This window comes from Enterococcus camelliae, from assembly GCF_042685105.1.
GTDB lineage: Bacteria > Bacillota > Bacilli > Lactobacillales > Enterococcaceae > Enterococcus_G > Enterococcus_G camelliae.
The window spans coordinates 153,120-179,825 of the sequence record NZ_JBHUMO010000044.1 but is presented as its reverse complement, the minus strand read 5'-3'; the positions used below and the strand labels follow the sequence as shown (position 1 = coordinate 179,825).

Sequence of the window (26,706 nt, the reverse complement as noted above, 5' to 3'; positions counted from 1 at the left end):
TGGAAACACCACCGTGGTGTTTCCAAGCACTTATCATTTGAAAATCAACACAACTGTACACGAATAAATTTTGATAAAGGGAAACCATATGAAAACAAAAGATCGATCCATGCTTAAATGGCTAGCATTAGTGACATGGGTGATTATTTTTATTATTTGGACCGTAACCACAAATGGTGGATTTGTGAACACACGTCTAGTGCCAACACCTCAAAAGACTTGGCAAACCTTTCTAGATATTCTTCAACATGGTTATAATGGTGTATTGCTATCTCATCAAATGGGGATGAGTCTTTCACGATTAGGAATTGCCGTATTTTTTGCACTCATTACTGCACTACCAATGGGACTCTTGAGTGGGTATTTTTTGCCTTTTCGTGCGTTGGTTGATTCGGTTGTTCAATTCTATCGACCTTTGCCACCCTTATCGTATTATACGTTGCTTATTTTATGGTTGGGCATTGGAGAATCCTCTAAGATTGTTCTGTTATACTTAGCAGCTTTTGCACCACTTTATGTAGCGAGCGCATCTGCTGTGGATACTGTGAATGATACATATATTTTAAGTGCTCGCTCATTAGGAGCTTCTTCTTGGCAAGTCTTCTTTTCGGTTATTTTACCTGCCTGTTTACCTCAAATTTTTACGGGCTTACGGACAGCGGTAGGAGTAGCCTATACTACTTTGGTTGCCGCAGAAATGGTTGCCGCCACCAGTGGAATTGGTTGGATGGTTATTGATGCAAGTCGTTATTTAAAAAGCGATGTGATGTTCGTAGGGATTATCCTGATGGGGATTACCGGTATTTTATTGGATCGCATGATTGTTTTGTTAGAAAAAGGCATAGTATTTTGGAAAGGAAAAGAGGGAGAATAAAATGGATAAACGAATACGCACTTCCTTCATTTTTTCTGTCATTTTTATCATGCTATCGCTGAGTGTGCTTGGCGGATGCGGAAAAAAAGAAGCCGATTCGACCACTGTACCAAAAGAAATTAAGATAGGCACAATTCGAGTACCAAATGATCAACAATTAGCAAAAGTTGAAGGCTACTTTGATGATGCGTATAAAAAACAAGGAATCAAGGTCAAATTTGTTTTCTTCGATTCTGGCGTAGCTGCGAATCAAGCTTTTGCCTCTGGAAGCATTGATTTTGCGGAAATGGGCTACACAAACGGGGTGGTCGCATTAAATCGGCAAATTCCAGTGAAATTAATCTGGATTCATGATGTCCTAGGAGAGAATGAAGCACTCGTAGCAAGAAAGGAATCTGGGGTAAAAACGATCTCAGATTTGAAAGGGAAAAAAATCGCCACGCCTTTTAGTTCCACTTCTCATTTCAGCCTTCTAAAAGCACTCGAAGCAGCCGGAATTGAAAAAGATGTAACAATTTTAGACATGCAAACAGCCGATATTGTGGCGGCTTGGCAACGAGGAGATATCGATGCAGCCTATACCTGGGAGCCAACGCTAACGGAATTGAAAAAAACGGGAACGGTCATAACGGACAGCAAACAATTAGCACAACAAGGGTATATGACGACGAATATTGAACTCGTGCGAACGGCTTTTGCAGAGAAATACCCTCAGTTGGTGGTTGATTATTTAGGTGCATTGGCAAAAGCCAATAACGCTTATCAAAAAGATCCAACAGCCGCGGCAGCCAAAATAGCAGGTAGCTTAAATTTAACTGCAGAAGAAACGTTGCAACAAATGAAGGGTTCCACGTGGCTGACACCACAAGAACAGCTATCACCTGATTATTTCGGCACATCAAAAGAAACGGGTCAATTTCAAAAAATCTTTTTGGATACAGCTAAATTTTTAAAAGAACAAAAGTCAATTGATCAGGTGCCATCAGAAAAAGAAGTGCAGTCCTTCGTTGATCCATCCTATATTGAACAATTAGTGAAAGGTGAAAAATAAGATGAAACAAGAACTCATCACCTTAACAGATGTTGCCGTTCATTATCAGACCAAAAAGCAACGTGTTCCAGCGGTAGAAACAATTAATTTAGCAATTCATGAAGGGGAGTTTGTCTGTTTGGTTGGGCCGTCAGGTTGTGGCAAAAGTACGATTTTAAAAATGATAGCAGGGTATCTTCAACCGACGACAGGTTTGTGCCAGATGCATGGTCAAACCATAGAAGGACCCAATTGGAATCGGGGAGTAGTCTTCCAAACGCCTTCCTTGTTTCCTTGGTTAACGGTGACCAAAAATATCAGTTATGGCTTGCGTATGCGTCATGTTTCCAAAGAACAAATTGAAGAAAGTGTGACACAAGCCTTACAACAAGTTCATTTGCAAGAGGCAGAGAAGCGATACCCATTTGAACTATCTGGTGGGATGAAGCAACGAGTCACCTTAGCACGAGCACTCGTGAATGAACCTGAAATTTTATTATTGGATGAACCATTTGGCGCATTGGATGCACTTACTCGTATGAGTATGCAACGATTGCTGCGTCAATTATGGGCGCAAAAACGACAAACATTTTTTATGATTACACATGATATCGAAGAAGCCCTCTCTTTGGCTACGACGATTTATGTGATGTCGCCTAGTCCAGGAACGATTGTAAACAAAATGATGGTAAACTATGCGCAACAGGCAGTTGATGCGCAACAGGAAGAAATAACGATGGATGAGCAATTTTTCGAACGGAAAGAAACAATCCTATCCCTCATCCAAGGAAAAGAATAAACAAAGGCCTTTATCAGCGTCCATTAGCGGGACGTGATAAAGGCCTTTTTGAGGAATGAAACGCAAGGTAGACTCATCAAGTTCCCTGTATCCGCCAAGTTTGTTAGGGCAATACTCGCTTGCTATTTATGAAATTGTTGACAGTGAAACGCAAGGTGTTCTTCAATAAAAGTTGCTATGGTGAAATAACTATGGTCATACCCTTCTTTTTTTTCGTACCGTACTTGTTCGTCTGTATCTTTCACGTTGGCTAAGAAGGCTGTTTCATTTAATTGAACCGCGTAGAAAGGATCCGCTGTTCCTTGCGTAAGCAGAATGGGAGGATGAATTTCGCCAACTTTTTGTAAAAGCTCGGTTGCATCCCAGGTTTTCCAAGTAGTTTCATCGGTTCCTAAATAGGCTGTGAAGGCTTTTTTGCCCCAAGGTACGTTAGACGGGTTAAGAATTGGTGCAAAAGCAGAGATTGCAGAAAAACGCTCAGGCTGTTTTAGTCCCACAATCAATGCACCATGACCACCCATGGAATGGCCCATAATACTTTCTTTGCCGGAATAGTTTGGAATCAGGTCGTAAACAATTTCAGGTAATTCATTTACCAAGTAGTCGTACATTTGATAATTTTGCTTCCAAGGCTCGCAAGTTGCATTGACATAAAACCCTGCACCTTGGCCTAAGTCCCAAGCTTCATCGTCAGGAAGTTCGCCTCTTGGTGATGTATCAGGGATGAGAAAGGCAACATTTTCTTGGGAAGCATATTTTTGGAAGGCGCCCTTTTGACTGAAATTATCGTCTGTGCAGGTTAAGCCAGAAAGCCACCAAATTAACGAGGTTGGAGATGCGGAGGGCTTTGGCAAATACAAACTGAAAGTCATCGAGCAATGCAAACTATCTGAATGATGCCGGTATTTCAATTGTTGGCCTCCGAATGCTTGATGTTGTTCAATACGTTCGATCCTCATCTCATTCTCCTCCATAAGTTAGCATTGTACGAATTGATTCCCCGCGATGTAGCAGTTCGAGGGATTCATTAATTTGAGAAAAGTGCAAATGATGTGTAATAAAGGAATCGAGATCAATTTCACCGTTCATAAAATCTTCCACCATTCCAGGTAATTGGGTACGCCCTTTCACTCCCCCAAAAGCAGACCCTTTCCAAACGCGCCCGGTTACTAATTGGAATGGTCGCGTGTGAATTTCTTTTCCGGCACCAGCAACACCAATAATCACACTAACACCCCAGCCTTTGTGACAAGCCTCTAAAGCTGAACGCATCACTTCAACATTTCCAATACATTCAAAACTATAATCAACTCCACCGTTGGTCATTTCAACAAGAACCTCTTGAATTGGGCGAGCATAATCTTTTGGATTAACAAAATCGGTTGCCCCCATTTTTTGGGCTAAAGGCCATTTATCAGGATTCATATCAATAGCGATAATTCGTTGCGCCTTCGCTTTTTTCAGTCCTTGAATCACAGCTAGTCCAATCGCTCCTAATCCAAAAACGGCAGCGGTGGCTCCTTCTTCCACTTTGGCAGTATTTTCAACCGCACCCAAACCAGTGGTAACCCCACATCCTAGTAGCGGAACTTTGTCTAGGGGTGCTTGTTTATCAATTTTCACCAGATTAATATCATTCACGACGGTATATTCACTGAATGTACTGGTCCCCATATAATGATACACAGGTTCTCCTTGATAAGAAAAGCGAGTGGTCCCATCTGGCATTAGTCCTTTACCCTGCGTTTCGCGAACAGCAGAGCATAAATTTGTTTTCCCAGATAAACAGAATTCACATTTCCCACATTCAGGCGTGTACAATGGGATAACGTGATCGCCTTCTTTAAAATCGGTCACATTTGATCCAACTTTTACAACAACGCCTGCACCTTCATGGCCTAAAACAACTGGGAAAACCCCTTCAGGATCGTCGCCAGACAAAGTGAATGCATCTGTATGGCACACAGATGTGTATAAAATTTTTACCATTACTTCATTTTCTTTTGGATCTTCCACGTCAATTTCCACAATTTCTAGGGGTTTTCCTGGAGCAAATGCAACAGCAGCTTTACTTTTCATACGTTGTCTTCCTTCTTTCGTAATTGATGAGGTGCTACTCACTTCAACGGCCCTTCATATAAAGGTACTTAATCTAGGAATGAGTAGAAATGAACTCTTTTCTATCATAAAGTAACGTAGAGAAAAAACAATACTGACAAATTTGTCAGTTGTAGGCTATACTATTTATAGTTAAGCGACGAGTCGCCATTCGCGGACACAATCGTTGTTACCTGACTGGTATAGATGAGGAGGATGGCTACTGGTACTGGATATTTGAAAAATGCCAATGAAGGCAGTTTTTTTGATTCCATAAACTACAATCAATCGAGCAACTAAATGAAATTGGAAGAAAGTGATAAGGGGGAGCAGCGGTGTACGAATATCGAAACAAACGATTTATAACTACGAAAGACTTGGCAATGTCTGTGATAGGAGAAAAATATAAAATTGCCATCGTATGGGCACTTTTGCAAGAGCCAGTCTTAAGACTAAGTGAATTTGAACGGATACTACCAACAATCAATCAACGAATGATTATTCGGCAACTTCGAGAATTGGAACAAGATCAGATTGTTAAACGACGTGTTTATCCCATTGTGCCACCAAAAGTAGAATATGAATTGACAGAGATAGGAACGGATTTGGCCGACATCGTTCAATCCATCTGTCAATGGGGTGACCAGTTTTGGGAAGAGGTTGCAGCAAAAGAGTCTCCAGATTCGCTTGAAGAAAAAGCGTAAGGAACGTTTGCTACGAAGGCCCCTTTGCAAAGCAAGTACACGCAGGGATAACAAGAATTACTTCGCTTTATGAAAAAAAGAGCACACATTGTTTTGCATCTTTAAAAATAGCAGATATTGTTTACGGGCACGTTCGATTCGATGATAACGCTGCTTTTCTTTTTGATAAAATTGTTGGTGATAGTTCTCTGCCAACCAAAAGGGCTGAGCGGGTTGAATCTCCACGACAATTGGTCGATGGTAGCGAGCAGCTGCCGCTTGCTTTGCTTGTTCGGCAAGATGCTGTTGTTCCGCATTTTGATAAAAGATTATTGGTCGATATTGTGTCCCTCGATCATTAATTTGACCATTGGCATCGGTCGGATCAATCAATTGCCAATAGATTGCATTCAATTGTTGATAAGAAATTTTTCGACGATCAAATATAATTTCAACAGCCTCAACGTGGCCTGATTGTCCTCTAGAAACCTCTTCATAGCTAGGATTAGCAGTTGACCCACCAGTATAGCCTGAATAAACAGCTAAAATACCTGTTCGTGTCTCAAATGGTTCTACCATACACCAAAAGCAACCACCAGCGAAAATTGCTCGTTCGATAAACGGACCATCCTTGGTAAAATGAAGGTGATCATCAAAAGGTTGTGAGAAATCAGAATTGCCGGCTAACGTTGCGTAAAATTCGGCAACATCGGGTGTGAGTGAGTGTCGTGTAGCCAAAGGACGAAGAACGACTTCAAGCTGGGCAAGTGTATCCGCTAAGCGCTCATGATTGTACAGACGTTGTTTGGCAGTCTCTAATTGTTGACGTTCCCAATCACGCGTCCGAGGATTAAGAATGAGATTGTAAAGTGTAGTCAATGCTTCTTCGGTTGATTGTTTCATAAAGGCTCCTTTCGTAATCTGTTAGCAACTGTATTTATTATACCCTGTTTGTTAAGAGGAAGAATCGAGAATGCCTGATAAAGCAAAAGAATTTTTAATAGAAAACGCTTGCAAAAAAAGACGCCATCCCTTATAATGAACTTGTAAGGAACCAATGATTCCCACAATTAGTTAAATTGAGTCAAATGAGTTTGTAAGGCAACACAGTGAATACAAAGTCAGTGAAACAAAAAGCTAGTTGAAACATAGGGTAATTGACTATGTGAAAGTGAATTAAAGGTTACAAATTTTAGAAAGGCGTGGGAGATTGACGAATTCCTTACTAACTGAATATGGCCTAGCAGGTGTTTAAGTCAACGTTGGAGCAACAAATAGACACTCCATCATGAAATGTATGACGGAAAAAAACAATAAATCCTGCTAGGTCTCTTTTTTTTTTGCATCAAAAAACAATTGTCGTTAAAAGAAAGCGATTTAAAATAATTTTGACAGCAAAGAAAAGGCTTGTTATAATTTTAAAAAAGAAGCTGGGGTGCCTGATGGCTGAGAATTACCCATATTACCTGATCTAGTTAGTACTAGCGTAGGGAGCTGAGCAAAGAATGATTATTCTGAGTAGGCGCCCGCATGAAAATGTTGGGCTTTTTTTGATTAGTATCCATTGTCTACAATAAGACATCAAAAAATAATTTGTTAGTGGGAGAGGTTAAAATGACAAAGTTCACAGATCAATTATTCGATATGGCACAACCCGTTTGGATTAAAAGTTATAAACATCCATTTATCAAGGAGATTGCTTCCGGCGAACTAGCACCCTCCGTGTTCCGATACTATTTATTGCAGGATCGCTATTATTTAGAAGAGTTTGGAAAAATTCATGGCCTAGCTGCTCAAAAAAGTAGTGATGCTCGCACAGCTGAATTTTTAAGAGCGAATGCAGAAAATCTAAAGAATGGCGAAGTTGAAATTCGAAAAGCGTTCTTCCAGCAACTTGCCATTTCTTCTGATGAAATTCAGTTAACACCCATTGCTCCTAGTGCATACAATTATGTTAACCATATGTACGAGCAACTTTATCATGGAACCACTCAGCGGACAATAGCCAGTCTATTGCCATGCTATTGGCTGTATAATGAGATTGGCAAACGTCTGATTGCTGAGGGATCACCTGTTTCTTTGTATCAGCAATGGATTGCCACCTATGATAGCGAAGCCTATACGGAGGATGTCCAAACAATGCTTGACTTGACCAATCAAGCAGCCAGTGAAGTGGATGAACAAGAACGCGAAGCAATGAAACAAGCTTTCTATCGAAGCAGTATCTATGAACTCCGCTTTTGGGAAATGGCATATACAATGGAACGATGGGATAGTTAGCCTTAGTTATAGCAATTCATCGCAGATTCATAGAAAAACACCACGTAGATCACGAGGGTAAGTCCAGCACGAGCCTTGAAAAAAGGTTCAACATTTTGCTTGTCGACAGAAATAAGCCTAAAGAAAGGATGCGAAGCATTGGAAATCAAAGTAGGTATAGTCAATCCTGATGAAAAAAAACAATTGTGGCAGATCAGCCAACAAACGATGACCATTGAAGTGGATCCTCATCCTTACAGACCAGATGAATACGATCGCTTCTTGCAAAAAATTCAGCAGGGAAAGGCTATTATGATGATTGAAAACCTGACTGTTTTAGGTGCCCTCATCTATTATCCAGTCACAACACCTGAATATACCTTTTGGGAATTTGAACTATTTGTTCGACCAGAGGAGCAAGGCAAAGGAATCGCTAAAAAATTATTGAAGCAGCTGCTTTGTTGTGCTGAAGAACAACACATAGCATTTATTCAACTGCATGTTCTCGGGACAAACCCACGAGCAATCCGCTTATATGAATATATGGGATTCAAACGAATGGAAGAAAAAAATGGGACACTGTTTCTGGCTAATCAATGGGTGGATGATTTCACCTACCAATTAAGGCTACTCAGAGGCAAAAGGGAAGCTGATTCCTAGCGCAGGAAAATAAGTTTAAGCAAAAAAACTGTTTGAGGGGCATTGCATAGCCCTACAAACAGTTTTTTTGCTTATTTTTTTAACGTAAAGTTTTTAAAGCACCACTCCAGCCAATTAATTGACCAAGAAGTTCTTGTAATTCACCTTCATGGAAAGCGGCTGGTTTAAAAGTAGACATATTTTCAAAGTCTGTCATTAATGAAAAGTTTACGGTACGTTGTGTTGAAGCAAGACCTTGTTCTGCTAAAACCACACGTAGGTTTTCGATTGAGCGTGCTGCTCCTAGACCACCGTAACCAACAAAAGCAACTGCTTTGTCTTTAAATTCAGGTTTCAAAAAGTCCAATGCATTTTTAAACGCACCGGCTACACCATGATTGTATTCGGCAGTGATAAAGATATATCCATCAAATGAAGCAATTTTTTCTGACCAAGCACCAATTGCAGCACCTTGTTCAGCCGTCGGAGTTTTGCCTAAAAACGGAAGATCGTAATTCGCTAAATCTACTAATTCAAATTGAACATCTTCAGCATTGCTAAATGCTTTTGCTTTTTCAACTGTCCATTCTGCAACAGCCAAACCATTTCTTTCTTCACGAACGCTTCCTAAAATAACACCAATTTTTAACATATGAGCACCTCTTTTTTTTTATTTACAAGAGTTAGTATATCACTTACTTTTTATAAGTAAATTAAAATGCTCAGAAATTTGAATTTTTTTTATTAAAAGTAAAGAAAGAAGAAGGCTACCAAACGACTTATCATTCTTTTGAAGAAGCTCAACTTGAACGGATTCAATATATTGAATGGTGTAATTGCAAGCGTATATATATGGAGCAATCGGGTACATCAAACCACAACAGGCAGAAGAATGAGCCTGACAACGCGCAATAGCTATTCACATTTTTTGAACGAACTCACGAGAATTTCCTTTCCTGGTTTCAGAGAATGGTCAATAGATTTTGGTTTGACCATTCTCTGAAACCAGGAAACAACGCGATAGTGGATTGACTTCAAAAAAGGCTCTCAAAAAATGAGTCTGCTTTATTGACGCAAATCCAAGTATCTCAATTCAAATTTACTCTTGAAAAGAATGGCAGTAAGTAACGGGAACACTCTAAAATGGAAAAATGTAAAAAGGTTTTGCCATTTTAGCGAAGTTAAGTTACAACAATAAATGTAAAGAGTTATTTACATTTAGAAGGAGGTATTTATGTGAAAAAAATGGATGAAATGGAACAAGCACACACTTTGCAAGCAATTAGAATTACTTTCCTGTATTCAATGATTTTTGAAATTGTTTATTGGATCATGGAATGTATCACTGCAAAGGAATTAGTAACTAAAGATAGTATTATGTTTTTCCTGATAATTACTCAAGGGGTTGTACTTCTTCTTTCACAATTGTTTCTCAAAGGAAAGGTTGGAGCGTCTAAAGGTATTTTAGGAATCATTGCTGCATTTGTTTTTGCACTGATTGCTTTAGCAGTTGGATTTTTCCTTATGAAATGAGGTGTATAGTCTAGTGAAAAATAGAATTAAGGAATTAAGGAAAAAAATGGGATTGCGTCAAGAAGATTTGGCAGAGAAATTATCTGTCACTCGTCAAACAATTATTGCAGTTGAAAATGATAAATATAATCCCACTCTAGAACTTGCGATGAAAATGGCTAAGTTATTAGAAACAACTGTTGAAGAATTATTTGAATTGGAGGAAGGAAAATAAGCTTAGGGCACATTTGTATATCGATTCTCTCCATCAATCGTGATAGCGAGGAACGTGATAGAAATAGCGATAACAGAATGGATACAATATCCAGTTTGCGGAGATAAAACACGTTTAAAGATAAAAGAAGATGCCACCGTATCCGAATCCATGCGCTGCGTCATTCTCATGCCTCACTCTTAATCAGTATGAGTGAAAATCCATTGATAATCAAAAAGCGTCTAGGACATTAGGATATCGAAACGACACTAGGAATCTATGGACATTTATATCTGAACAGTAATTTCCAAGTAGCGGATAAATTGAATGGCATTCTTGACTTTGAGCCTGTGAAAAAGAATTTTGATACGTCGCCCAGAAATCAATTCACGGTTAATTATTTAAGGCAACCTGAAAAGAAAAAGTGCAATGAAAGTGCAATGACAAAATAAAAAGAGTCAGAAAACCTTGATATAAAAAGATTTCTGACTCTCCTGCGACTATTCCCACTCGACTGTTGCGGGGGGTTTACTCGTAATATCATACACAATTCGATTGACGTGTGCCACTTCATTGACGATCCGAACAGATATTTTTTGCAGAACATCCCAAGGAATACGAGCAAAATCAGCCGTCATGCCATCGATGGAGGTAACTGCACGAATACCTACAGTGTAGTCATACGTACGGCCATCACCCATTACACCTACAGAACGAATACCTGGTAAGACGGTGAAGTATTGCCAAATATCTCGATCCAGACCGGCCAAAGCAATTTCTTCACGTAAAATGGCATCTGAATCACGGACAATCGTTAATTTTTCTTCCGTGATTTCACCCAGCACTCGAATCCCTAATCCTGGACCAGGGAAAGGTTGACGCCAAACAATGCTATCAGGCATTCCAAGTTCTGTCCCCAACGCACGCACTTCATCTTTGAAAAGAGTATTTAGCGGCTCAATCAGTTCAAATTGCATATCCTCAGGTAGACCACCTACGTTATGGTGGGACTTGATGGTTTGGGCTGTTTCCGTTCCAGATTCAATTACATCTGTATATAGTGTTCCCTGTGCTAAGAAGGAAATTCCTTCTTTTCCAGCTAATTTGGTTGCTTCGTCATCAAACAGATACACGAATTCATTACCGATAATTTTTCGTTTTTGTTCGGGGTCAGCTACGCCAGCTAGTTTGTTTAGGAAGCGCTCCTTAGCATCCACTTTAATAATGTTCAAGCCAAATTTGCCACCCAGTGCGTCCATCACTTGGTCGGCTTCACCTTTGCGTAGTAGACCGTGATCAACAAAGATAGAGGTCAATTGATCGCCAATTGCTTTTTGTAATAACACACCCACAACACTTGAATCAACACCGCCTGATAGGCCAAGCAAAACTTTTTTCTTGCCGACTTTCTCACGAATCGCTTTCACTTGCATATCAATGAAGTTTTCCATGCTCCAGTCGCCTTTACATCCGCACACAGTTAGAGCGAAGTTTCGCAACAAATCATTGCCATATTCAGAATGGCGCACTTCAGGGTGGAATTGGACTCCATACATTTTTCGTTCTGAATGTTCGATTGAAGCGATGGGGCAATCTTTACTAGTACCCACGATTGTAAACCCTTCAGGAGCTTTTGTGACCAAATCACCATGACTCATCCAGACAGTTTGTTTTTCAGGCGTGGCCGTGAAAAGAGCAGCGTCACTCGACAATACTTCCAGTTCAGCTTTACCGTATTCTTTGTTTTTAGCGGCTTCAACAGTGCCGCCCAGTCGATTGGTCATTAATTGCATACCATAACAAATACCCAAAATTGGAATCCCTAAATCAAAAATTGCTTCATCAATGCCAAAAGAGCCGTTATCATATACCGAGTTCGGTCCCCCAGAGAGAATGATTCCTTTCGGTTGCATTTTTTTGATTTCTTCAGCCGTGATACGATGGCTTAGTAGCTCTGAAAAGACGCCAAATTCACGAATGCGACGCGTGATTAATTGATTGTATTGACTTCCGTAATCCAGCACAATGATTTTTTCAACGTTAGGCATATTGTCAACGTTTGTCACGATTATTACCCCTATTCTCTTCTGAATTTTTTTACTACTAAAACAAGTTTATTACCTATAATAAGCGAGCAAGTGAAAATTTGCAAAAACTTCTTTTCATTTTCTAATATTTTCGCAAATAGACTTTATCAATCGCATGATGATTCGTTTTGTGTAAAATAATATCAGCGCGACTACGTGTTGGAAGAATATACTCTTCCAAATTTTTTAAATTTATTTTTTGCCAGATTTCTTCCGCTAGTTCGATTGCATCTTGGCGATTACCAATTGCTAAATTATAGTAATAATTCGTTGGATCGCGAAAGGCGGTATCAAGTAGCGACTCAAATCGTTCCAAATACCATTTTTCAACTAACGAAGGTTTTGCATCAACGAAAATTGAAAAATCAAAAAAGTCACTCACATAAATTTGTTCATTGGCAGGTAACTGCAACGTGTTGATTCCTTCAACTAGTAGAATGTCGGGACAATCAATCAATTCATATTCGTCATCAATAATGTCGTAAACACTATGCGAGTAGATGGGAATAGGAATGTTGGGTTGCCCGGATTTTACATTGTTTAGAAAGTTAATCAGTGCTTGCATGTCATAACTTTCCGGAAACCCTTTTCGATCCATGATGCCACGTTCTTCAAGAATTCGATTTGGATACAAGAAGCCATCTGTTGTGATTAGCTGAACGTTGCGACGTGGAAAAAGACGTGCGAGTAAGGTCTGTAAGAGACGAGCTGTTGTGCTTTTGCCGACAGCTACACTTCCTGCAATCCCGATAATAAAAGGAGGCATTTTGACGTAACGATGCAAAAACAGTCCTTTACTTAAAGTCAAAGACTCAAATTCTTTCATATAAAGATGGATCATGTGGCATAGCGGAATATAAACATCTTCTACATCTTGCATCGAGATACGATCATTTAAACTTTTAATGTTGTCCAGTTCTTCTTGGGTAAGCGGGGTATGGCCTTTTGCATAAAAACCCTGCCATTCCTCTCGTGGTATTAGATAATAATTGGTCATTTCCTTCATGAAAAGGTCTCCTTCGTTTATTCCCAAACAGTGTAACATAAAAAATAAACAAAACGCATACAAGACTTGTTTTTTCAATTATTTTTTGGTGAAGCGCCACGAAAGATGTTTGTTTCATCTGGAAATAATTGGTATGATAAAGGCAATGAGTAAAGGAGAATAGCAATGGCAGATCATTATTATACAAAGCAACCCCATGCCGCTCATCATGTGAACGAGTGGACCTTTGAATTAAAAAATCGAGTGTTTCGTTTTGCTACCGATAGTGGGGTTTTTTCAAAAGGAACCGTTGACTTTGGTTCGCGTGTGTTGATTGACACGTTTTCGACTGAAAATTTACCTGAAGGAACGGTGCTGGATATCGGCTGTGGCTATGGACCAATTGGTTTGGCCTTGGTCTATGCAACCAATCGTAAGGTAGAAATGGTAGATATTAATGAACGTGCAGTCCATTTGGCACAACAGAATGCAGCGTTGAATCAACTAACAAATGTAACTATCCATTCATCAAATTTGTATGAAGAGGTTCTTGAAAAAAACTATGCCGCTATTGTCAGTAATCCCCCCATTCGTGCAGGAAAAAAGGTAGTTCACGCTATTTTAGCTGATGCCTATGAACGATTGCTGCCAAAAGGAACACTGACAATTGTAATTCAGAAAAAGCAAGGGGCTCCTAGTGCACAGAAAAAAATGGTTGAAGTATTTGGAAATGCTGAAATTGTAGCAAAAGAAAAAGGGTATTACATTATCAAAAGTGTGAAAGAAAAAGAATAAGGAGGATGGGGGATGAAACTGACTATCCGTCAGATTGCTGAATTAGCCGGAGTATCTGTCACGACCGTTTCACAAATTTTAAATAATAAAGGCAGTCGCTTTAGCGAAGAAACTAGACGGCGCGTGTTGACAATTGTGGAAGAAAATCATTATAAACCTGATTTTTTTGCATCGAACGTTATCAAGCGTAACTCGAAAACAATCGGCATGATTGTCCCTGATGTGACGGATGCATTTTTTTCTAAAATTGTAGAAGGTGCTGAGCGGTATATGAATCCGCTGGGTTATATGCTTGTGTTGTGCAATTCGCATCAAAATCAAGAGAAGGAAATTCAATTTTTGGAAGAACTTGCTCATCGTTCTGTTGATGGTATTTTATTAGCTACTCCTCATTTATTACCTGAACATTATCGAGTAAAAAGTCCTTTTTTTCAAAGAATGCCGCTTATTTTGATTGATCGAGGCATTAATCAGCGTGATACGGGAAGATTAATTATCAAAGAATACGAAGGTGCGTACTTAGCAGTGAAATATCTCATCCAGCAAGGACACCGTAACATTGGCATGTTAAAAGAAAACACAGGCTATTATCAGCTAGAAGAACGTTTTAATGGTTACCGATTAGCCTTAAAGGATGCCGGGCTTGCTTTTCGTAAACAGTATGTTGCTACAAATGAACTAACGATTACTGGAGGGTATACAGCAGCCAAAGAATTATTGCGCCGGCGTGAGATTACGGCGATTTTCTGTAGCAATGATTTAATGGCGATGGGGTGTTACAAAGCAATTTATGAGAGTGGTAAAAAAGTACCAGACGATATCTCAATTATTGGCTTTGATGATATCCAATTTTCAGAATATATGAATCCTCCACTTACCACCGTGATGCAACCAACCTTTGATATAGGGTTTACAGCTGCCAAATTCTTGGTAGATGCGATTGAATTTCCAAAACACCGGGTTCCGAATAAAATTTTTGATACAAAATTAATTATTCGTGAGAGCGTAAAACCGTTGACAGGGGAGTAATTCCCATGTATAGTTAGATTTGTAAGGGCTTTCTTTGTGAAAGCATATATAGTAAACCGGTTTACTAAAATGGTTTACTAGAACGTATTTTCATGTATAATAAAAGCAGATTGAGGAAGTGGGGATCAGTTTTATGCGCATGGTCGATGTGATAGAAAAAAAACGTGATGGACATGCTTTGACCAAAGAAGAAATTGAATGGGTTATTTCTGAATACACGAACAATCGAATTCCGGATTATCAGATGAGTGCACTTTTGATGGCAATCTATTTTGTCGATATGACGGATGAAGAAATCACTCATTTGACATTAGCAATGGCTCATTCAGGAGAAGTGATGGATTTGTCTTCGATTGATGGAGTGAAGGTAGACAAGCATTCTACCGGTGGGGTTGGTGATACCACGACATTAATATTGGCACCATTAGTAGCAAGTGTGGGCGTTCCCGTTGCTAAGATGTCTGGACGAGGCCTTGGCTATACAGGCGGAACGCTTGATAAGCTAGAAGCCATTCCAGGATTCAAAATTGAAGTGTCGGACACAGCCTTTATTGAAATGGTGAATACTAGCAAAGTGGCGGTGATTGGTCAATCAGGAGATTTGGCACCGGCAGACAAAAAATTATATGCGTTACGAGATGTTACGGGAACAGTTAGTTCAATACCGTTAATTGCCAGTTCAATTATGAGCAAAAAAATAGCTGCTGGGGCAGATGCAATCGTCCTAGATGTTACAACTGGTGATGGAGCATTTATGAAGAACTTGCCAGATGCTAGAAGATTGGCCCATACAATGGTTCGAATTGGAGCGTTGGCTCATCGGCAAACAATGGCGGTAATTTCTGATATGTCGCAGCCATTAGGAGAAGCAATCGGGAATAGCTTGGAAGTGGTCGAAGCGATTGAGACGTTAAGAGGGAAGGGGCCAGCTGACTTAACAGAGATGTGTATGGTTTTAGGAAGCCAGATGGTTGTACTTGCTAAAAAAGCAGCCTCTTTAACCGAAGCACGAACCCTTTTGACCGAGGCCTTGAATAATGGAAAAGCGTTGAACAAGTTCCGTGAGATGGTTCGCAATCAAGGCGGAGATGAATCGGTCGTTGATTGTCCTGAAAAACTATTAACCGCTCGCTATGAAATTGCTTTGCCAGCCAAACAATCAGGTGTCATTCAAAAAATGGTCGCAAATGATTTGGGTATCGCTGCAATGATGCTGGGTGCTGGTAGAAAAACAAAAGAAGATGCTATCGATTATGCAGTGGGGATAAAATTGCATAAAAAAGTCGGCGATGAAGTCAAAGAAGGGGAAGTCTTGCTGACAATCTATAGCAATCAAGAGGAAATTCAAGAAGTGATTGATCGTATCGAGCAAAGCATAACTATTGGTGATTCAGGTGAAGAACCAATTTTGATTCATGAAATGATTACAGAATAGGGGACGAAAAAAATGGAATTAAATCGAATGATTGATCATACGATATTAAAAGCTGATGCCACAAAAGAGAGTGTACAAAACATAATTGATGAAGCCAAAAAGTTTCATTTTTACTCAGTGTGTGTCAATCCTACGTGGGTTTCTTACGCATCAGAGCAATTAAAAAATGAGCCAGTTGCTGTTTGTACTGTTATTGGTTTTCCTTTGGGTGCGAATACGACAGCTACAAAAGCCTTTGAAACGACCGATGCAATTCAAAATGGTGCAGATGAAGTTGACATGGTTATTAATATCGGGGCGTTAAAAGATGGCGATGATGCCTACGTTCGCCAAGATATTGAAGCAGTGGTGGAAGCAGCCAAAGATCGAGCATTGGTCAAAGTGATTATCGAAACTGCATTGTTAACTGATGAAGAAATTATCCGCGCATGTGAGTTGGCAAAATTAGCTGGAGCCGATTTTGTTAAAACTTCAACCGGTTTTTCAACAGCAGGTGCCAAAATTGAGCACATTCGAATCATGCGCGCGACGGTTGGGCCAGAAATGGGCGTGAAGGCTTCTGGTGGAATTCATAATGAAGCAGAAGCTTTAGCAATGGTCGAAGCAGGTGCAACCCGTCTCGGAACAAGCGCAAGTATCGCAATTATTTCTGGTCAAACAGGAGCGGGATATTAGGGAGTGAGCGAGAAAATGGCAAAAGCAAAGCAAGAATGGATTGACGTAGCGGTTGCTGCATTGGATAAGGCATATGTACCCTATTCACATTTTCCAGTGGGGGCCTGTCTGGTTACAAAAGATGGCAAGCTTTACCAAGGACTTAATATTGAAAATGCATCCTATGGTCTGAGTAATTGTGCAGAACGAACGGCCATCTTTAAAGCCGTATCTGAAGGGGAACGTTCTTTTGAACATTTGGTGATTGCAGGCCATACGCCAAAGCCAATTTCGCCTTGCGGGGCGTGTCGTCAAGTTATATCAGAGTTTTGCGAAGCTGATATGCCGGTCACGTTAGTCGGTGAAAATGGGGTAACAAAAGAAATGACGGTGGAGGATTTATTGCCGTATTTCTTCAAAGAAGAAGATTTATCTATTTAACTTTGTTCATTCGGTCGGTAACGACTGTTGAAAAATAAAACTATAGGGGGCTTTACAGAAATGAAAAAAGCAAAAATACTTGGTTTCGGTGTAGTAGCATTAGCAAGTGTGATGTTACTGACAGCATGTGGAGGAAAGAAAAGTACAACAAGTTCAAGCGATAGCAGTAGCTCAAAATCTGACAATCACAGCGTTATGATTGTGACAGATATTGGTGGTGTTGATGACCGTTCGTTTAACCAATCTGCGTGGGAAGGGTTACAAGAATGGGGTAAAAAACACGATATCAAACGCGGTACAGGTGGCTATGATTACATCCAATCAGATGATGCTAGCCAATATACAACCAATGTATCAGGTGCTGTACAAAATGGCTTTAAAACCATTTTTGGGATTGGATATTTATTACAACCAGCTATTACAGAAGCAGCAAAGCAAAATCCAAATGTGCAATTTGCCATCATTGATAGTACAATTGATGCGAAAAATGTTGTTTCTGCAACCTTTAAAGACAATGAAGCAGCATATTTAGCAGGGATTGCAGCGGCTGAAACAACCAAAACCAATAAGGTTGGCTTTATTGGTGGGGAAGAAGGCGTTGTAATTGACCGTTTCCAAGCAGGTTTTGAAAAAGGTGTCGCTGATACAGCCAAAAAATTAGGCAAAACAGTTACAGTTGATTCACAATATGCGGCTTCATTTGGGGATCCTGCTAAAGGAAAAGCCTTAGCAGCTTCAATGTACCAAAATGGCGCTGATATTATTTTCCATGCTTCAGGTGGTACCGGAGCAGGTGTCTTCCAAGAAGCCAAAGCAGTGAATAGCCAATTAAACGAAGCTGACTTAGATAGCAAAAAAGTTTGGGTTATTGGTGTGGATAGCGATCAACAAGATCAAGGAAAATACACAACCAAAGATGGTAAAGATGATAACTTTACCCTTGCTTCAACGCTAAAAGGTGTTGGTGCAGCGGTTGAAGATATCTCAACTCGTGCATTGAATGATAAATTCCCTGGTGGGGAACATTTAGTTTACGGTTTGAAAGATGGTGGTGTTGATATTACAGAAGGTTTCTTATCTGATGATGCAAAAACAGCCATCAAAGATGCAAAACAACAAATTATTGATGGCAAGATTGAAGTACCTGAAAAACCTGCCAAAAATTAGTTATTTGCAAAAGGATTGCTTCAAAAATTTGAGGAAGAATGACAAATCAAAACACTGTTTTGATTTGTCATTCAAACTCTTCACTAATGACAACAAGAAAAATTTTTTACCAAAGCATGCGGAAGCCGTCTTTTTTGGTAAGGAAAAATTCCTTGAGCGTGTCTACGAAAAGAGAAGGATGTGAAGAAAGAATGACCCAAGAAGAAAACTACGTTATCGAAATGCGCAACATCACAAAAGAGTTCGGTGCATTTAAAGCAAACGATGCTGTAAATTTACAAGTTAAAAAAGGGGAAATTCATGCTTTACTTGGAGAAAATGGTGCTGGTAAGTCGACCTTAATGAACATGCTATCGGGTATTCTGGAGCCAACATCAGGTGAAATTTATTTGAACGGGAAAGAAGTAAAAATTACGAGTCCAACTACCGCAAATAAATTAGGGATTGGCATGGTGCATCAACATTTCATGTTGGTAGATGCGTTCACCGTAACGGAAAACATTATCTTGGGCAGTGAGAAATCACATTTGGGGATGCTGAATAAAAAAGCAGCACGTCAAGAAATTGAAGAAGTTTCAAAGCGATATGGTTTGGCTGTTAATCCAGATGCCTATGTTCGTGATATTTCTGTTGGTATGCAACAACGTGTCGAAATTTTAAAAACGTTGTATCGAGGAGCAGAGGTGCTTATTTTCGATGAACCAACTGCTGTCCTAACCCCACAAGAAATTGAAGAATTGATAACGATTATGAAAGAATTGGTCAAAGAAGGAAAATCAATTATCCTTATCACGCATAAGCTTGATGAAATTAAAGCAGTTGCAGATCGTTGTACAGTAATTCGAAGAGGCAAAGGCATTGGGACGGTTGCAATTAAAGATGTAACCTCGCAACAGCTAGCAGATATGATGGTTGGTAGGGCTGTCTCTTTCAAAACAACTAAGAAACCTGCGGAACCCAAAGAAGTGGTTCTTGATGTCAAAGATTTGGTCGTCAAAGAAAACCGAGGCATCGAAGCTGTAAAAAATTTAAGTTTGCAAGTACGTGCAGGTGAAGTATTAGGAATTGCTGGTATTGATGGTAACGGCCAATCAGAGCTGTTGCAAGCTCTGACTGGTTTGCGAAAGGTAGAGAGTGGCCGGATTACCGTTAACGGAGAAGACATCACCAATCTTTCTCCACGGAAAATTACAGAAACAGGTGTCGGTCATGTACCGGAAGATCGTCACAAGTATGGCTTGGTTTTAGAGATGACGCTAGCGGAAAATATTGGCATCCAAACCTACTATCAAGAACCATACAGTAAAATGGGTGTATTGAACTATGGTGAAATCAATGAACATGCAAAAGAACTCATTCAGGAATTTGATGTTCGAACGGTTAGTGAATTGGTTCCAGCGAAAGCATTGTCTGGTGGGAATCAACAAAAAGCAATTATTGCTCGAGAAGTCAGTCGCGATCCCGATTTGTTGATTGTGGCCAATCCGACTCGGGGCTTGGACGTTGGTGCAATTGAATTCATTCATAAACGATTAATTGAGCAACGAGATAAGATGAAGGCCGTCTTACTGATTAGTTTTGAATTAGAAGAAATTTTGAATGTATCCGATCGAATCGCTGTTATTCATGCTGGGAAAATCGTTGGTATTGTGGATCCAAAGGCCACATCTGAGAAAGAACTTGGCTTGCTTATGACAGGATATTCGTTGGAAGATGCGCAAAAAGAATTGGCAGAGGTAGGTGAGACAGGTGAATAATCGTTCGGAAAAAATAAGAAATGGCTTAGTCCCAATTATTGCAGTATTACTAGGATTTGTATTGGGTGGGATTATCATGCTAATTTTTGGATATGATCCTGTTGCTGGCTATCGGACCATGTTTCGTACTGTTTTTATTGATATGCAAGTTGGTGGCTTAAACACACGAAATATTGGAGAAGTCTTTGTTTCAGCCGCCCCTTTAATATTTACAGCATTAGGATTTTCGGTCGCAAATTCAGCGGGCTTCTTTAATATCGGGTTATCTGGTCAAGCGTTATGTGGTTGGGTTGCAAGTATTTGGGTGGCATTGCTATTGCCAGATGCGCCAAGATTGGTTGTGTTACCCTTAGCAATTGTCGTAGGTGTGCTTGCTGGAGCGATTGCAGCGGCTATCCCAGGTATTCTTAGGGCATACTTTGGCACGAGCGAAGTGATTGTAACCATTATGATGAATTATATTCTATTATATATCAGCACTTATTTGGTCAATGATGTTATGGGAGAAAACATCATTTCTACCAAGGGAGTAACGAAAGCTATTTCCGCCAATGCCTCCATGCAAACAAGTTGGCTAGCCTCCTTGAGTAATGGGTCGCGATTGAATATTGGGATTTTTTTCGCTTTTCTCTTTCTCGTGTTGGTATGGTTCTTGATGAAAAAAACAACATTAGGATTTGAAATTCGTTCGGTTGGTTTGAATCCATTCGCGTCGGAATATGCAGGGATGAGTAGTAAACGAACAATCATCATTTCGATGGTTATTTCGGGCGCTTTAGCTGGTTTTGGAGGAGTTATTCAAGGTTTAGGAACATTCGGTAATTTCTTTGTCCAAGGCTCATCGTTAAGTATTGGTTTTGATGGTATGGCGGTCTCATTACTCGGTGGAGGATCGTCCATTGGAATATTGCTTTCGGCATTACTATTTAGTATTTTGAAGCTAGGTGGTCAAGGAATGCAATTTGCTGGTATCCCTTCAGAACTAGTGGATGTAAATATTGCAATTATCATCTTCTTTGTAGGGATTAGCTTTGTGATTCACTTCGTTCTAGCAAAACTATTCCAATCGAAAAAAGAAGTAGTTGTTGTGAAAGAGATGGCAGATACAGACGAAGAGGATTCGCAAAAAGGAGGCACAATCTGATGAATATTGATATGATTGCATCCCTATTTACCCAAACGTTGATTTATGCAGCACCTTTGATTTTAACTGCTTTAGGTGGTGTTTTCTCTGAACGCAGTGGAATTGTTAATGTCGGTTTAGAAGGCATCATGGTAATGGGCGCGTTCAGTGCGATTGTGTTCAACTTAGAGTTTGCGAGTCAATTTGGTGCTTGGACGCCTTGGTTGGCCACTTTATTTGGTGGATTTGTTGGGATGCTCTTTTCAGTTTTGCATGCCGTGGCCACCATCAATTTTCGAGCAGACCATATCATTAGTGGGACGGTCCTGAATTTAATGGCACCCTCGCTTGCCATTTTTCTAGTAAAAGTTATTTACAATAAAGGGCAAACCGATGATATTACGCAAATTTTTGGTTACTACACATTTCCAGTATTGAGTAATATTCCAATTATCGGCCGAATCTTTTTTACGAAAACCATGTTACCCGCATACGTAGCTATTTTGATTTCCGTTTTGGCTTGGTTTATCATTTTTAAAACGAAATTTGGTTTGCGGCTACGTTCAGTGGGGGAACATCCACAAGCGGCAGATACATTAGGCATTAATGTTTATGGGATGCGTTATGCAGGGGTTTTGATTTCTGGCTTTTTAGGTGGTATGGGTGGTGCGTTATTTGCACAATCAATTTCTGGTCGTTTTGCAGTGACAACGATTTCCGGTCAAGGGTTCATCTCGATGGCCGCAATGATCTTTGGTAAATGGAATCCATTAGGCGCGATGGGTGCAGCTGTCTTCTTCGGCTTTGCACAAAACTTGAGTATAGCTGGCCGAAACATTCCATTTGTTAAATCGATTCCGAATGTGTATCTACAAATAACACCATATGTCCTAACAATTCTGGTATTGGTTCTATTCTTAGGAAAAGCTTCTGGACCAAAAGCCAATGGGAAAAACTATATTAAATCTAAATAATTTATGGGAAAAGGGTGAGAGAAGGGGGCTAGATATCTTCTCTTATCTTTTCGTGTTGTATAATAATTGTGAATCAGGAAAGAATCACTAATAATGATTGAGAGAAAGTAGGGAGATTATGTTTAAACGTGTACATTTGATTGTGATGGATTCTGTAGGAATTGGTGAAGCACCCGATGCAGAGAAATTTCACGACGTTGGTGCGGATACATTAGGTCATATTGCAGAACAAGCAGGGTTAACAATCCCTCATTTGGAACAACTAGGTCTAGGTACGATTCGTCCCTTGCAAGGGGTCGCAGCATTGGCGAATCATCAAGGATATGCGACAAAATTAGAAGAAGTATCAGTAGGGAAAGATACAATGACGGGTCATTGGGAAATTATGGGATTAAATATTAAGACGCCATTCCGCGTTTTTCCAAATGGGTTTCCTGAAGAACTGTTGAAAAAAATTGAAGATTTTTCTGGGAGAAAAATTGTTTGTAACAAGCCCTATTCAGGCACAAAAGTGATTGATGATTATGGCGCGCATCAAATGGAAACAGGGGATTTAATTGTGTACACTTCTGCCGATCCAGTTTTACAGATTGCTGCACATGAAGAGATTATCCCATTAGAAGAACTTTACCGCATTTGCCAATATGTTCGGGACATTACCAAAGATGATCCATATATGATTGGTCGCATCATCGCTCGTCCATACGTAGGGACACCCGGAAACTTTACAAGGACAGCCAACCGTCATGACTATGCCTTGGACCCATTCGGACATACTGTATTGGATTCCTTGAAAGAAAATGGGAAGCAAGTTATTGCTGTTGGGAAAATTAATGATATCTTTAATGGTCAAGGAATAACTGATTTTGTCCGCACAAAGAGTAACATGGATGGCGTTGACCAATTATTAAAGGTCATGGCAACTGATTTTGAAGGAATGAGTTTTACCAATTTGGTCGATTTCGATGCATTATTTGGACATCGCCGCGATGTTGAGGGATACGCGCGTGCAATCGAGGAATTTGATGCCAGAATTCCCGAAATCATTGCAGCAATGCAGGAAGATGATTTGTTGCTGATTACGGCAGATCATGGGAATGACCCAACCTTCCCAGGAACCGATCATACCCGTGAATATGTTCCTTTATTAGCATTTAGCAAGAAAATGGTCAACCAAGGAGCGTTAAGTCAAGGCCATTATGCAGATATTTCAGCAACCATTGCTGATAATTTTAATGTTCCTGCCACAGAGAATGGCGAAAGCTTTTTGAATCAATTACAATAGGAGTTGGAAAAAATGACGACATTGCAAGAGAAGCTAAATGAAACCACGACATACATGAAAAAAGCTGGTGTCAAAGAAGTAGAGTTTGGTCTGATATTAGGATCGGGTCTAGGAGAATTGGCAGATGAGATTGAAGATGCAGTCGTGCTGCAGTATCATGAAATTCCACATTTTCCAATCTCGACAGTAGTGGGACATGCCGGAAAATTAGTCTACGGAACACTATCTGGGAAAAAAGTGTTGGCTATGCAAGGCAGATTTCATTATTATGAAGGACATTCGATGCAAACGGTCACTTATCCAGTGCGGGTCATGGCAGCACTTCAAGCCCATTCTGTCATCGTTACCAATGCTTGCGGTGGAGTGAATCATGACTTCACACCAGGTGATTTGATGCTCATTACCGATCAAATTAATTACATGGGAGCAAATCCTTTGATTGGAACCAACGAAGATGAGTTAGGTCCGCGTTTCCCAGATATGAGTCAAGCCTATGATGCTTCTTATCAAGCGGTAGCGCACAAGGTGGCCCAAGAAAAAGGATTGCATTTGCAAGAAGGTGTGTATATGGCTTTTTCTGGTCCAACATATGAGACGCCGGCAGAAATTCGGTTTGCACGTACCATTGGTGCAGATGCAGTGGGCATGTCTACTGTGCCAGAAGTCATTGTAGCAGTCCATAGTGGTTTACGGGTGTTAGGCGTATCGTGCATTACCAATTTAGCTGCAGGTATGCAAAAAGAATTAAATCATGAAGAAGTGGTTGAAACAACTCAGCGTGTGAAGCAAGAATTTAAGTCATTAATCAAAGAGACGCTAGCAGCGTTATAAAGGAGAATCCGTTATGAGTGTTCATATTGAGGCGAAAGCCGGTGAAATAGCAGAAGTTGTGTTGCTTCCAGGCGATCCACTGCGGGCAAAATATATTGCCGAAACTTTTTTAGAAAATCCTGTTTGCTACAATCACGTACGTGGCATGTTGGGGTATACGGGGACGTATAAAGGAGAACGCATTTCGGTTCAAGGTACTGGGATGGGAATGCCCTCTGCGACGATCTATGCTCAAGAACTGATTCAATCATACGGTGTTAAAAAATTGATTCGAGTGGGAACTTGTGGAGCAATTTCAATGGATGTACATGTTCGGGATCTAGTGATTGCTCAAGGGGCGGTTACGAGTTCTTCTATGGTTCAAAAAAATTTTTCAAGTTTTCATTTTGCCCCGATTGCTGATTTTCAATTGTTGAAAAAGTCATATGAACTAGCGACTGCATCAGGAATCACAACCCATGTAGGAAATATTTTATCAGAAGATACTTTTTACAAAGATGACATGACGGAAACGTTAAAATTAGCCGAATTAGGCGTGATGGGTGTCGAAATGGAAGCAGCAGCTTTGTATTACTTAGGGGCAAAGTTCCAAGTTCAAACATTGGCTATCTGTACGGTAAGTGATCATATTGTTACTGGAGAAGAAACGACAGCTGCAGAAAGACAAACAACATTTAACGACATGATTACCATAGGATTAGAGACAGCAATAGGATAATTAAGTGGAAAAAAGGATGGGATGCTAGCTAGGGTACCGTCCTTTTTGCAACAGGTGTCAAGAAAGGAATGAGCAATATGGAAAATTTTCGCTTTCATGTTACAACCGATATTCGTTTTGGGAAAAATCGTTTAGGTGAGTTGCCGGAAGTATTAAATCAATTTGGTAAGCGCGTATTATTGGTTTACGGTGGAGGAAGCATCAAACGCAACGGCTTGTATGCTCAAATTATGGCGCAGTTAGAATCGAACGACAATCAAGTGTTTGAAGTAAATGGCGTTGAACCAAATCCGAGAATTGAGACAGTTGAACGTGGTGCAGCACTTTGTCGGAAAGAAAACATTGATGTTATTCTAGCAGTTGGAGGTGGTTCGGTTATTGATTGTAGCAAAGCAATCGCAGGAGGGACATTTGCTTCAGGTGACTTGTGGGAAATGGTTACCAACCGGGCATATGCGGGTCCAGCTTTGCCATTGGTGACTGTATTGACTTTAGCAGCAACTGGAAGTGAAATGAATCGAGGTGCAGTCATCTCTAATCTTAAAACGAAACAAAAACTTGGTTTCGGTGGACAGAATTTCTTACCAAAAGCCTCCTTCTTGGATCCAACCAACACCTATACCGTAAATGCTTATCAAACAGCTGCCGGATCAGCTGACATTTTTAGTCACTTGATGGAGAATTATTTTGATAATACGCCTGGTACCGATGTGGAGGATGGTATAGCTGAAGGTCTGATGCGAGCGGTCATCAAAAATGTACCTGTTGCGCTTGCGACACCAGACGATTATGATGCACGTGCAAATCTGATGTGGGCGAGTAGTTTGGCTTTGAATGGCTTAACAGGTGCATCAAAAGCTGGTGCTTGGTCATGTCATGCTATGGAACATGAATTGAGTGCGTTCTATGATATTACACATGGGGTAGGCTTGGCGATATTGACCCCACGTTGGATGGAGCATATTCTCAACGAACGAACGGTTCCTAAATTAGCCCGCTATGCGAAAGAAGTTTGGGGTATTCGAGAAACTGTACCGGAATTAGCAGCGAGAATGGGTATTCAAAAACTCTCAGACTACTTTTCTGAATGTGGCATACCAATGACACTGCCAGAAGTTGGTATAACAGACGAAACAAATTTTCAAAAGATGGCAGAACAAGCAGTTGCTTCTAGTAAAATTTCAACGCTCGCCTTTGAACCATTGGCAGTGGAGGATGTAGTCTCCATTTATCAAGCGTGTATGACTCCATCTAAATATGTGTAGGAAATAAAACACCTCGTAAAATACAGTGGCTTCCAAAAGGTCAGAGAAAAGAA

General features: G+C 40.2%; 28 protein-coding genes, 1 pseudogene and 1 riboswitch. Of the genes and pseudogenes, 23 read left to right on the top strand and 6 right to left on the bottom strand.

Annotated elements, in window-relative coordinates; translation table 11 throughout:
* The first annotated feature begins 88 nt into the window (after nt 1-88).
* From ACFSR0_RS07875 to ACFSR0_RS07865, 3 genes are read left to right on the top strand one after another with little or no spacing between them, the layout of a single operon-like run.
* Nucleotides 89-874: an ABC transporter permease gene (locus ACFSR0_RS07875; protein ID WP_379981584.1), complete on the top strand. Its 786-nt coding sequence runs from the start codon at nt 89-91 to the stop codon at nt 872-874.
* Between the two features lies 1 nt (nt 875).
* Nucleotides 876-1,925, top strand: a complete 1,050-nt coding sequence (locus ACFSR0_RS07870) for a taurine ABC transporter substrate-binding protein (RefSeq protein WP_379981582.1) — start codon at nt 876-878, stop codon at nt 1,923-1,925.
* A 1-nt stretch (nt 1,926) separates the two neighbouring features.
* Complete coding sequence (locus ACFSR0_RS07865; RefSeq protein WP_379981580.1) at nt 1,927-2,703, top strand: ABC transporter ATP-binding protein; 777 nt, start codon at nt 1,927-1,929, stop codon at nt 2,701-2,703.
* A 122-nt stretch (nt 2,704-2,825) separates the two neighbouring features.
* Here the strand turns inward: ACFSR0_RS07865 and fghA are convergent, their stop codons facing one another.
* Both fghA and ACFSR0_RS07855 read right to left on the bottom strand, forming a co-directional pair.
* Nucleotides 2,826-3,662 carry an S-formylglutathione hydrolase gene (gene fghA, locus ACFSR0_RS07860; protein WP_379981578.1) on the bottom strand — a complete coding sequence of 279 codons (837 nt, stop codon included), beginning with the start codon at nt 3,660-3,662 and terminating at the stop codon, nt 2,826-2,828.
* 1 nt (nt 3,663) lies between these two features.
* Nucleotides 3,664-4,782 carry an S-(hydroxymethyl)glutathione dehydrogenase/class III alcohol dehydrogenase gene (locus ACFSR0_RS07855; RefSeq protein WP_379981576.1) on the bottom strand — a complete coding sequence of 373 codons (1,119 nt, stop codon included), beginning with the start codon at nt 4,780-4,782 and terminating at the stop codon, nt 3,664-3,666.
* 353 nt (nt 4,783-5,135) lie between these two features.
* Between ACFSR0_RS07855 and ACFSR0_RS07850 the strand changes: the two genes are divergently transcribed.
* On the top strand, nt 5,136-5,504 hold the full coding sequence (locus ACFSR0_RS07850) for a winged helix-turn-helix transcriptional regulator (RefSeq protein ID WP_449260601.1): 369 nt from the start codon (nt 5,136-5,138) through the stop codon (nt 5,502-5,504).
* Nucleotides 5,505-5,561: 57 nt separating this feature from the next.
* Here the strand turns inward: ACFSR0_RS07850 and msrA are convergent, their stop codons facing one another.
* On the bottom strand, nt 5,562-6,386 hold the full coding sequence (gene msrA / locus ACFSR0_RS07845) for a peptide-methionine (S)-S-oxide reductase MsrA (RefSeq protein ID WP_379981574.1): 825 nt from the start codon (nt 6,384-6,386) through the stop codon (nt 5,562-5,564).
* A 518-nt stretch (nt 6,387-6,904) separates the two neighbouring features.
* Nucleotides 6,905-6,993, top strand: a riboswitch (TPP riboswitch).
* A 104-nt stretch (nt 6,994-7,097) separates the two neighbouring features.
* Between msrA and tenA the strand changes: the two genes are divergently transcribed.
* The gene (tenA, locus tag ACFSR0_RS07840; protein WP_251854438.1) at nt 7,098-7,763 is read left to right on the top strand and encodes a thiaminase II; all 666 of its coding nucleotides are present in this window, start codon (nt 7,098-7,100) and stop codon (nt 7,761-7,763) included.
* A 138-nt stretch (nt 7,764-7,901) separates the two neighbouring features.
* On the top strand, nt 7,902-8,402 hold the full coding sequence (locus ACFSR0_RS07835; protein ID WP_379981571.1) for a GNAT family N-acetyltransferase: 501 nt from the start codon (nt 7,902-7,904) through the stop codon (nt 8,400-8,402).
* 79 nt (nt 8,403-8,481) lie between these two features.
* On the opposite strand, the gene ACFSR0_RS07830 is transcribed toward ACFSR0_RS07835, so the two are convergent.
* Nucleotides 8,482-9,033 carry an NADPH-dependent FMN reductase gene (locus ACFSR0_RS07830; RefSeq protein ID WP_379981569.1) on the bottom strand — a complete coding sequence of 184 codons (552 nt, stop codon included), beginning with the start codon at nt 9,031-9,033 and terminating at the stop codon, nt 8,482-8,484.
* 584 nt (nt 9,034-9,617) lie between these two features.
* Between ACFSR0_RS07830 and ACFSR0_RS07825 the strand changes: the two genes are divergently transcribed.
* The 4 genes and pseudogenes from ACFSR0_RS07825 to ACFSR0_RS07810 form a co-directional block, all read left to right on the top strand.
* Nucleotides 9,618-9,914, top strand: a complete 297-nt coding sequence (locus ACFSR0_RS07825; RefSeq protein WP_379981567.1) for a hypothetical protein — start codon at nt 9,618-9,620, stop codon at nt 9,912-9,914.
* A 13-nt stretch (nt 9,915-9,927) separates the two neighbouring features.
* Nucleotides 9,928-10,128, top strand: a complete 201-nt coding sequence (locus ACFSR0_RS07820; RefSeq protein WP_379981565.1) for a helix-turn-helix transcriptional regulator — start codon at nt 9,928-9,930, stop codon at nt 10,126-10,128.
* Between the two features lie 39 nt (nt 10,129-10,167).
* The gene (locus ACFSR0_RS07815; RefSeq protein ID WP_379981563.1) at nt 10,168-10,311 is read left to right on the top strand and encodes a cysteine-rich KTR domain-containing protein; all 144 of its coding nucleotides are present in this window, start codon (nt 10,168-10,170) and stop codon (nt 10,309-10,311) included.
* Nucleotides 10,263-10,559 (top strand): annotated as a pseudogene (locus ACFSR0_RS07810) (tyrosine-type recombinase/integrase); the annotation flags it as partial. The gene ACFSR0_RS07815 and the pseudogene ACFSR0_RS07810, both read left to right, overlap by 49 nt.
* Nucleotides 10,560-10,607: 48 nt before the next feature.
* On the opposite strand, the gene guaA reads toward ACFSR0_RS07810, so the two are convergent.
* Both guaA and coaA read right to left on the bottom strand, forming a co-directional pair.
* Complete coding sequence (gene guaA / locus ACFSR0_RS07805) at nt 10,608-12,173, bottom strand: glutamine-hydrolyzing GMP synthase (protein ID WP_379981561.1); 1,566 nt, start codon at nt 12,171-12,173, stop codon at nt 10,608-10,610.
* 103 nt (nt 12,174-12,276) lie between these two features.
* Nucleotides 12,277-13,200 (bottom strand): type I pantothenate kinase, encoded by a 924-nt coding sequence (coaA, locus tag ACFSR0_RS07800; protein ID WP_379981559.1) that lies wholly within the window; start codon nt 13,198-13,200, stop codon nt 12,277-12,279.
* A gap of 165 nt (nt 13,201-13,365) precedes the next feature.
* Here coaA and ACFSR0_RS07795 point away from each other — a divergent pair, with 165 nt between their 5' ends.
* The 13 genes from ACFSR0_RS07795 (at nt 13,366) to ACFSR0_RS07735 (ending at nt 26,653) form a co-directional block, all read left to right on the top strand.
* The gene (locus ACFSR0_RS07795) at nt 13,366-13,974 is read left to right on the top strand and encodes a class I SAM-dependent methyltransferase (RefSeq protein WP_379981557.1); all 609 of its coding nucleotides are present in this window, start codon (nt 13,366-13,368) and stop codon (nt 13,972-13,974) included.
* A 12-nt stretch (nt 13,975-13,986) separates the two neighbouring features.
* Nucleotides 13,987-15,003, top strand: coding sequence for a LacI family DNA-binding transcriptional regulator (locus ACFSR0_RS07790; RefSeq protein ID WP_379981555.1), 1,017 nt, complete (start codon nt 13,987-13,989; stop codon nt 15,001-15,003).
* Between the two features lie 133 nt (nt 15,004-15,136).
* On the top strand, nt 15,137-16,438 hold the full coding sequence (locus ACFSR0_RS07785; protein WP_379981553.1) for a pyrimidine-nucleoside phosphorylase: 1,302 nt from the start codon (nt 15,137-15,139) through the stop codon (nt 16,436-16,438).
* Nucleotides 16,439-16,450: 12 nt separating this feature from the next.
* Entirely contained in the window at nt 16,451-17,113 is a 663-nt protein-coding gene (deoC, locus tag ACFSR0_RS07780; RefSeq protein WP_379981551.1) for a deoxyribose-phosphate aldolase, read from the top strand.
* A 15-nt stretch (nt 17,114-17,128) separates the two neighbouring features.
* Entirely contained in the window at nt 17,129-17,533 is a 405-nt protein-coding gene (locus ACFSR0_RS07775) for a cytidine deaminase (protein WP_379981549.1), read from the top strand.
* A gap of 60 nt (nt 17,534-17,593) precedes the next feature.
* A complete protein-coding gene (locus ACFSR0_RS07770; RefSeq protein ID WP_379981547.1) occupies nt 17,594-18,700 on the top strand; it encodes a BMP family lipoprotein in 1,107 nt (368 codons plus the stop codon).
* A 191-nt stretch (nt 18,701-18,891) separates the two neighbouring features.
* Entirely contained in the window at nt 18,892-20,457 is a 1,566-nt protein-coding gene (locus ACFSR0_RS07765; protein WP_379981545.1) for an ABC transporter ATP-binding protein, read from the top strand.
* A complete protein-coding gene (locus ACFSR0_RS07760) occupies nt 20,450-21,601 on the top strand; it encodes an ABC transporter permease (RefSeq protein WP_379981543.1) in 1,152 nt (383 codons plus the stop codon). The genes ACFSR0_RS07765 and ACFSR0_RS07760 overlap by 8 nt, the downstream gene beginning before the upstream one ends.
* Nucleotides 21,601-22,554: an ABC transporter permease gene (locus ACFSR0_RS07755; RefSeq protein ID WP_379981541.1), complete on the top strand. Its 954-nt coding sequence runs from the start codon at nt 21,601-21,603 to the stop codon at nt 22,552-22,554. The genes ACFSR0_RS07760 and ACFSR0_RS07755 overlap by 1 nt, the downstream gene beginning before the upstream one ends.
* A 118-nt stretch (nt 22,555-22,672) precedes the next feature.
* Entirely contained in the window at nt 22,673-23,839 is a 1,167-nt protein-coding gene (gene deoB, locus ACFSR0_RS07750) for a phosphopentomutase (protein WP_379981539.1), read from the top strand.
* 12 nt (nt 23,840-23,851) lie between these two features.
* Entirely contained in the window at nt 23,852-24,670 is an 819-nt protein-coding gene (locus ACFSR0_RS07745) for a purine-nucleoside phosphorylase (RefSeq protein ID WP_379981537.1), read from the top strand.
* A gap of 13 nt (nt 24,671-24,683) precedes the next feature.
* Nucleotides 24,684-25,388: a purine-nucleoside phosphorylase gene (gene deoD, locus ACFSR0_RS07740; RefSeq protein ID WP_379981535.1), complete on the top strand. Its 705-nt coding sequence runs from the start codon at nt 24,684-24,686 to the stop codon at nt 25,386-25,388.
* A 77-nt stretch (nt 25,389-25,465) separates the two neighbouring features.
* The gene (locus ACFSR0_RS07735) at nt 25,466-26,653 is read left to right on the top strand and encodes an iron-containing alcohol dehydrogenase (protein ID WP_379981533.1); all 1,188 of its coding nucleotides are present in this window, start codon (nt 25,466-25,468) and stop codon (nt 26,651-26,653) included.
* The last annotated feature ends 53 nt before the right edge of the window (nt 26,654-26,706 follow it).

Coding starts and splice junctions, on each gene's coding strand:
- msrA (WP_379981574.1), bottom strand. CDS start 6,386: ATGAAACAATCAACCGAAGAAGCATTGACTACACTTTACAATCTCATT.
- ACFSR0_RS07765 (WP_379981545.1), top strand. CDS start 18,892: ATGACCCAAGAAGAAAACTACGTTATCGAAATGCGCAACATCACAAAA.
- ACFSR0_RS07865 (WP_379981580.1), top strand. CDS start 1,927: ATGAAACAAGAACTCATCACCTTAACAGATGTTGCCGTTCATTATCAG.
- ACFSR0_RS07735 (WP_379981533.1), top strand. CDS start 25,466: ATGGAAAATTTTCGCTTTCATGTTACAACCGATATTCGTTTTGGGAAA.
- tenA (WP_251854438.1), top strand. CDS start 7,098: ATGACAAAGTTCACAGATCAATTATTCGATATGGCACAACCCGTTTGG.
- ACFSR0_RS07790 (WP_379981555.1), top strand. CDS start 13,987: ATGAAACTGACTATCCGTCAGATTGCTGAATTAGCCGGAGTATCTGTC.
- fghA (WP_379981578.1), bottom strand. CDS start 3,662: ATGAGGATCGAACGTATTGAACAACATCAAGCATTCGGAGGCCAACAA.
- deoD (WP_379981535.1), top strand. CDS start 24,684: ATGAGTGTTCATATTGAGGCGAAAGCCGGTGAAATAGCAGAAGTTGTG.
- ACFSR0_RS07855 (WP_379981576.1), bottom strand. CDS start 4,782: ATGAAAAGTAAAGCTGCTGTTGCATTTGCTCCAGGAAAACCCCTAGAA.
- deoC (WP_379981551.1), top strand. CDS start 16,451: ATGGAATTAAATCGAATGATTGATCATACGATATTAAAAGCTGATGCC.
- ACFSR0_RS07785 (WP_379981553.1), top strand. CDS start 15,137: ATGCGCATGGTCGATGTGATAGAAAAAAAACGTGATGGACATGCTTTG.
- coaA (WP_379981559.1), bottom strand. CDS start 13,200: ATGAAGGAAATGACCAATTATTATCTAATACCACGAGAGGAATGGCAG.
- ACFSR0_RS07775 (WP_379981549.1), top strand. CDS start 17,129: ATGGCAAAAGCAAAGCAAGAATGGATTGACGTAGCGGTTGCTGCATTG.
- ACFSR0_RS07830 (WP_379981569.1), bottom strand. CDS start 9,033: ATGTTAAAAATTGGTGTTATTTTAGGAAGCGTTCGTGAAGAAAGAAAT.
- deoB (WP_379981539.1), top strand. CDS start 22,673: ATGTTTAAACGTGTACATTTGATTGTGATGGATTCTGTAGGAATTGGT.
- ACFSR0_RS07755 (WP_379981541.1), top strand. CDS start 21,601: ATGAATATTGATATGATTGCATCCCTATTTACCCAAACGTTGATTTAT.
- ACFSR0_RS07795 (WP_379981557.1), top strand. CDS start 13,366: ATGGCAGATCATTATTATACAAAGCAACCCCATGCCGCTCATCATGTG.
- ACFSR0_RS07745 (WP_379981537.1), top strand. CDS start 23,852: ATGACGACATTGCAAGAGAAGCTAAATGAAACCACGACATACATGAAA.
- ACFSR0_RS07870 (WP_379981582.1), top strand. CDS start 876: ATGGATAAACGAATACGCACTTCCTTCATTTTTTCTGTCATTTTTATC.
- ACFSR0_RS07770 (WP_379981547.1), top strand. CDS start 17,594: ATGAAAAAAGCAAAAATACTTGGTTTCGGTGTAGTAGCATTAGCAAGT.
- ACFSR0_RS07875 (WP_379981584.1), top strand. CDS start 89: ATGAAAACAAAAGATCGATCCATGCTTAAATGGCTAGCATTAGTGACA.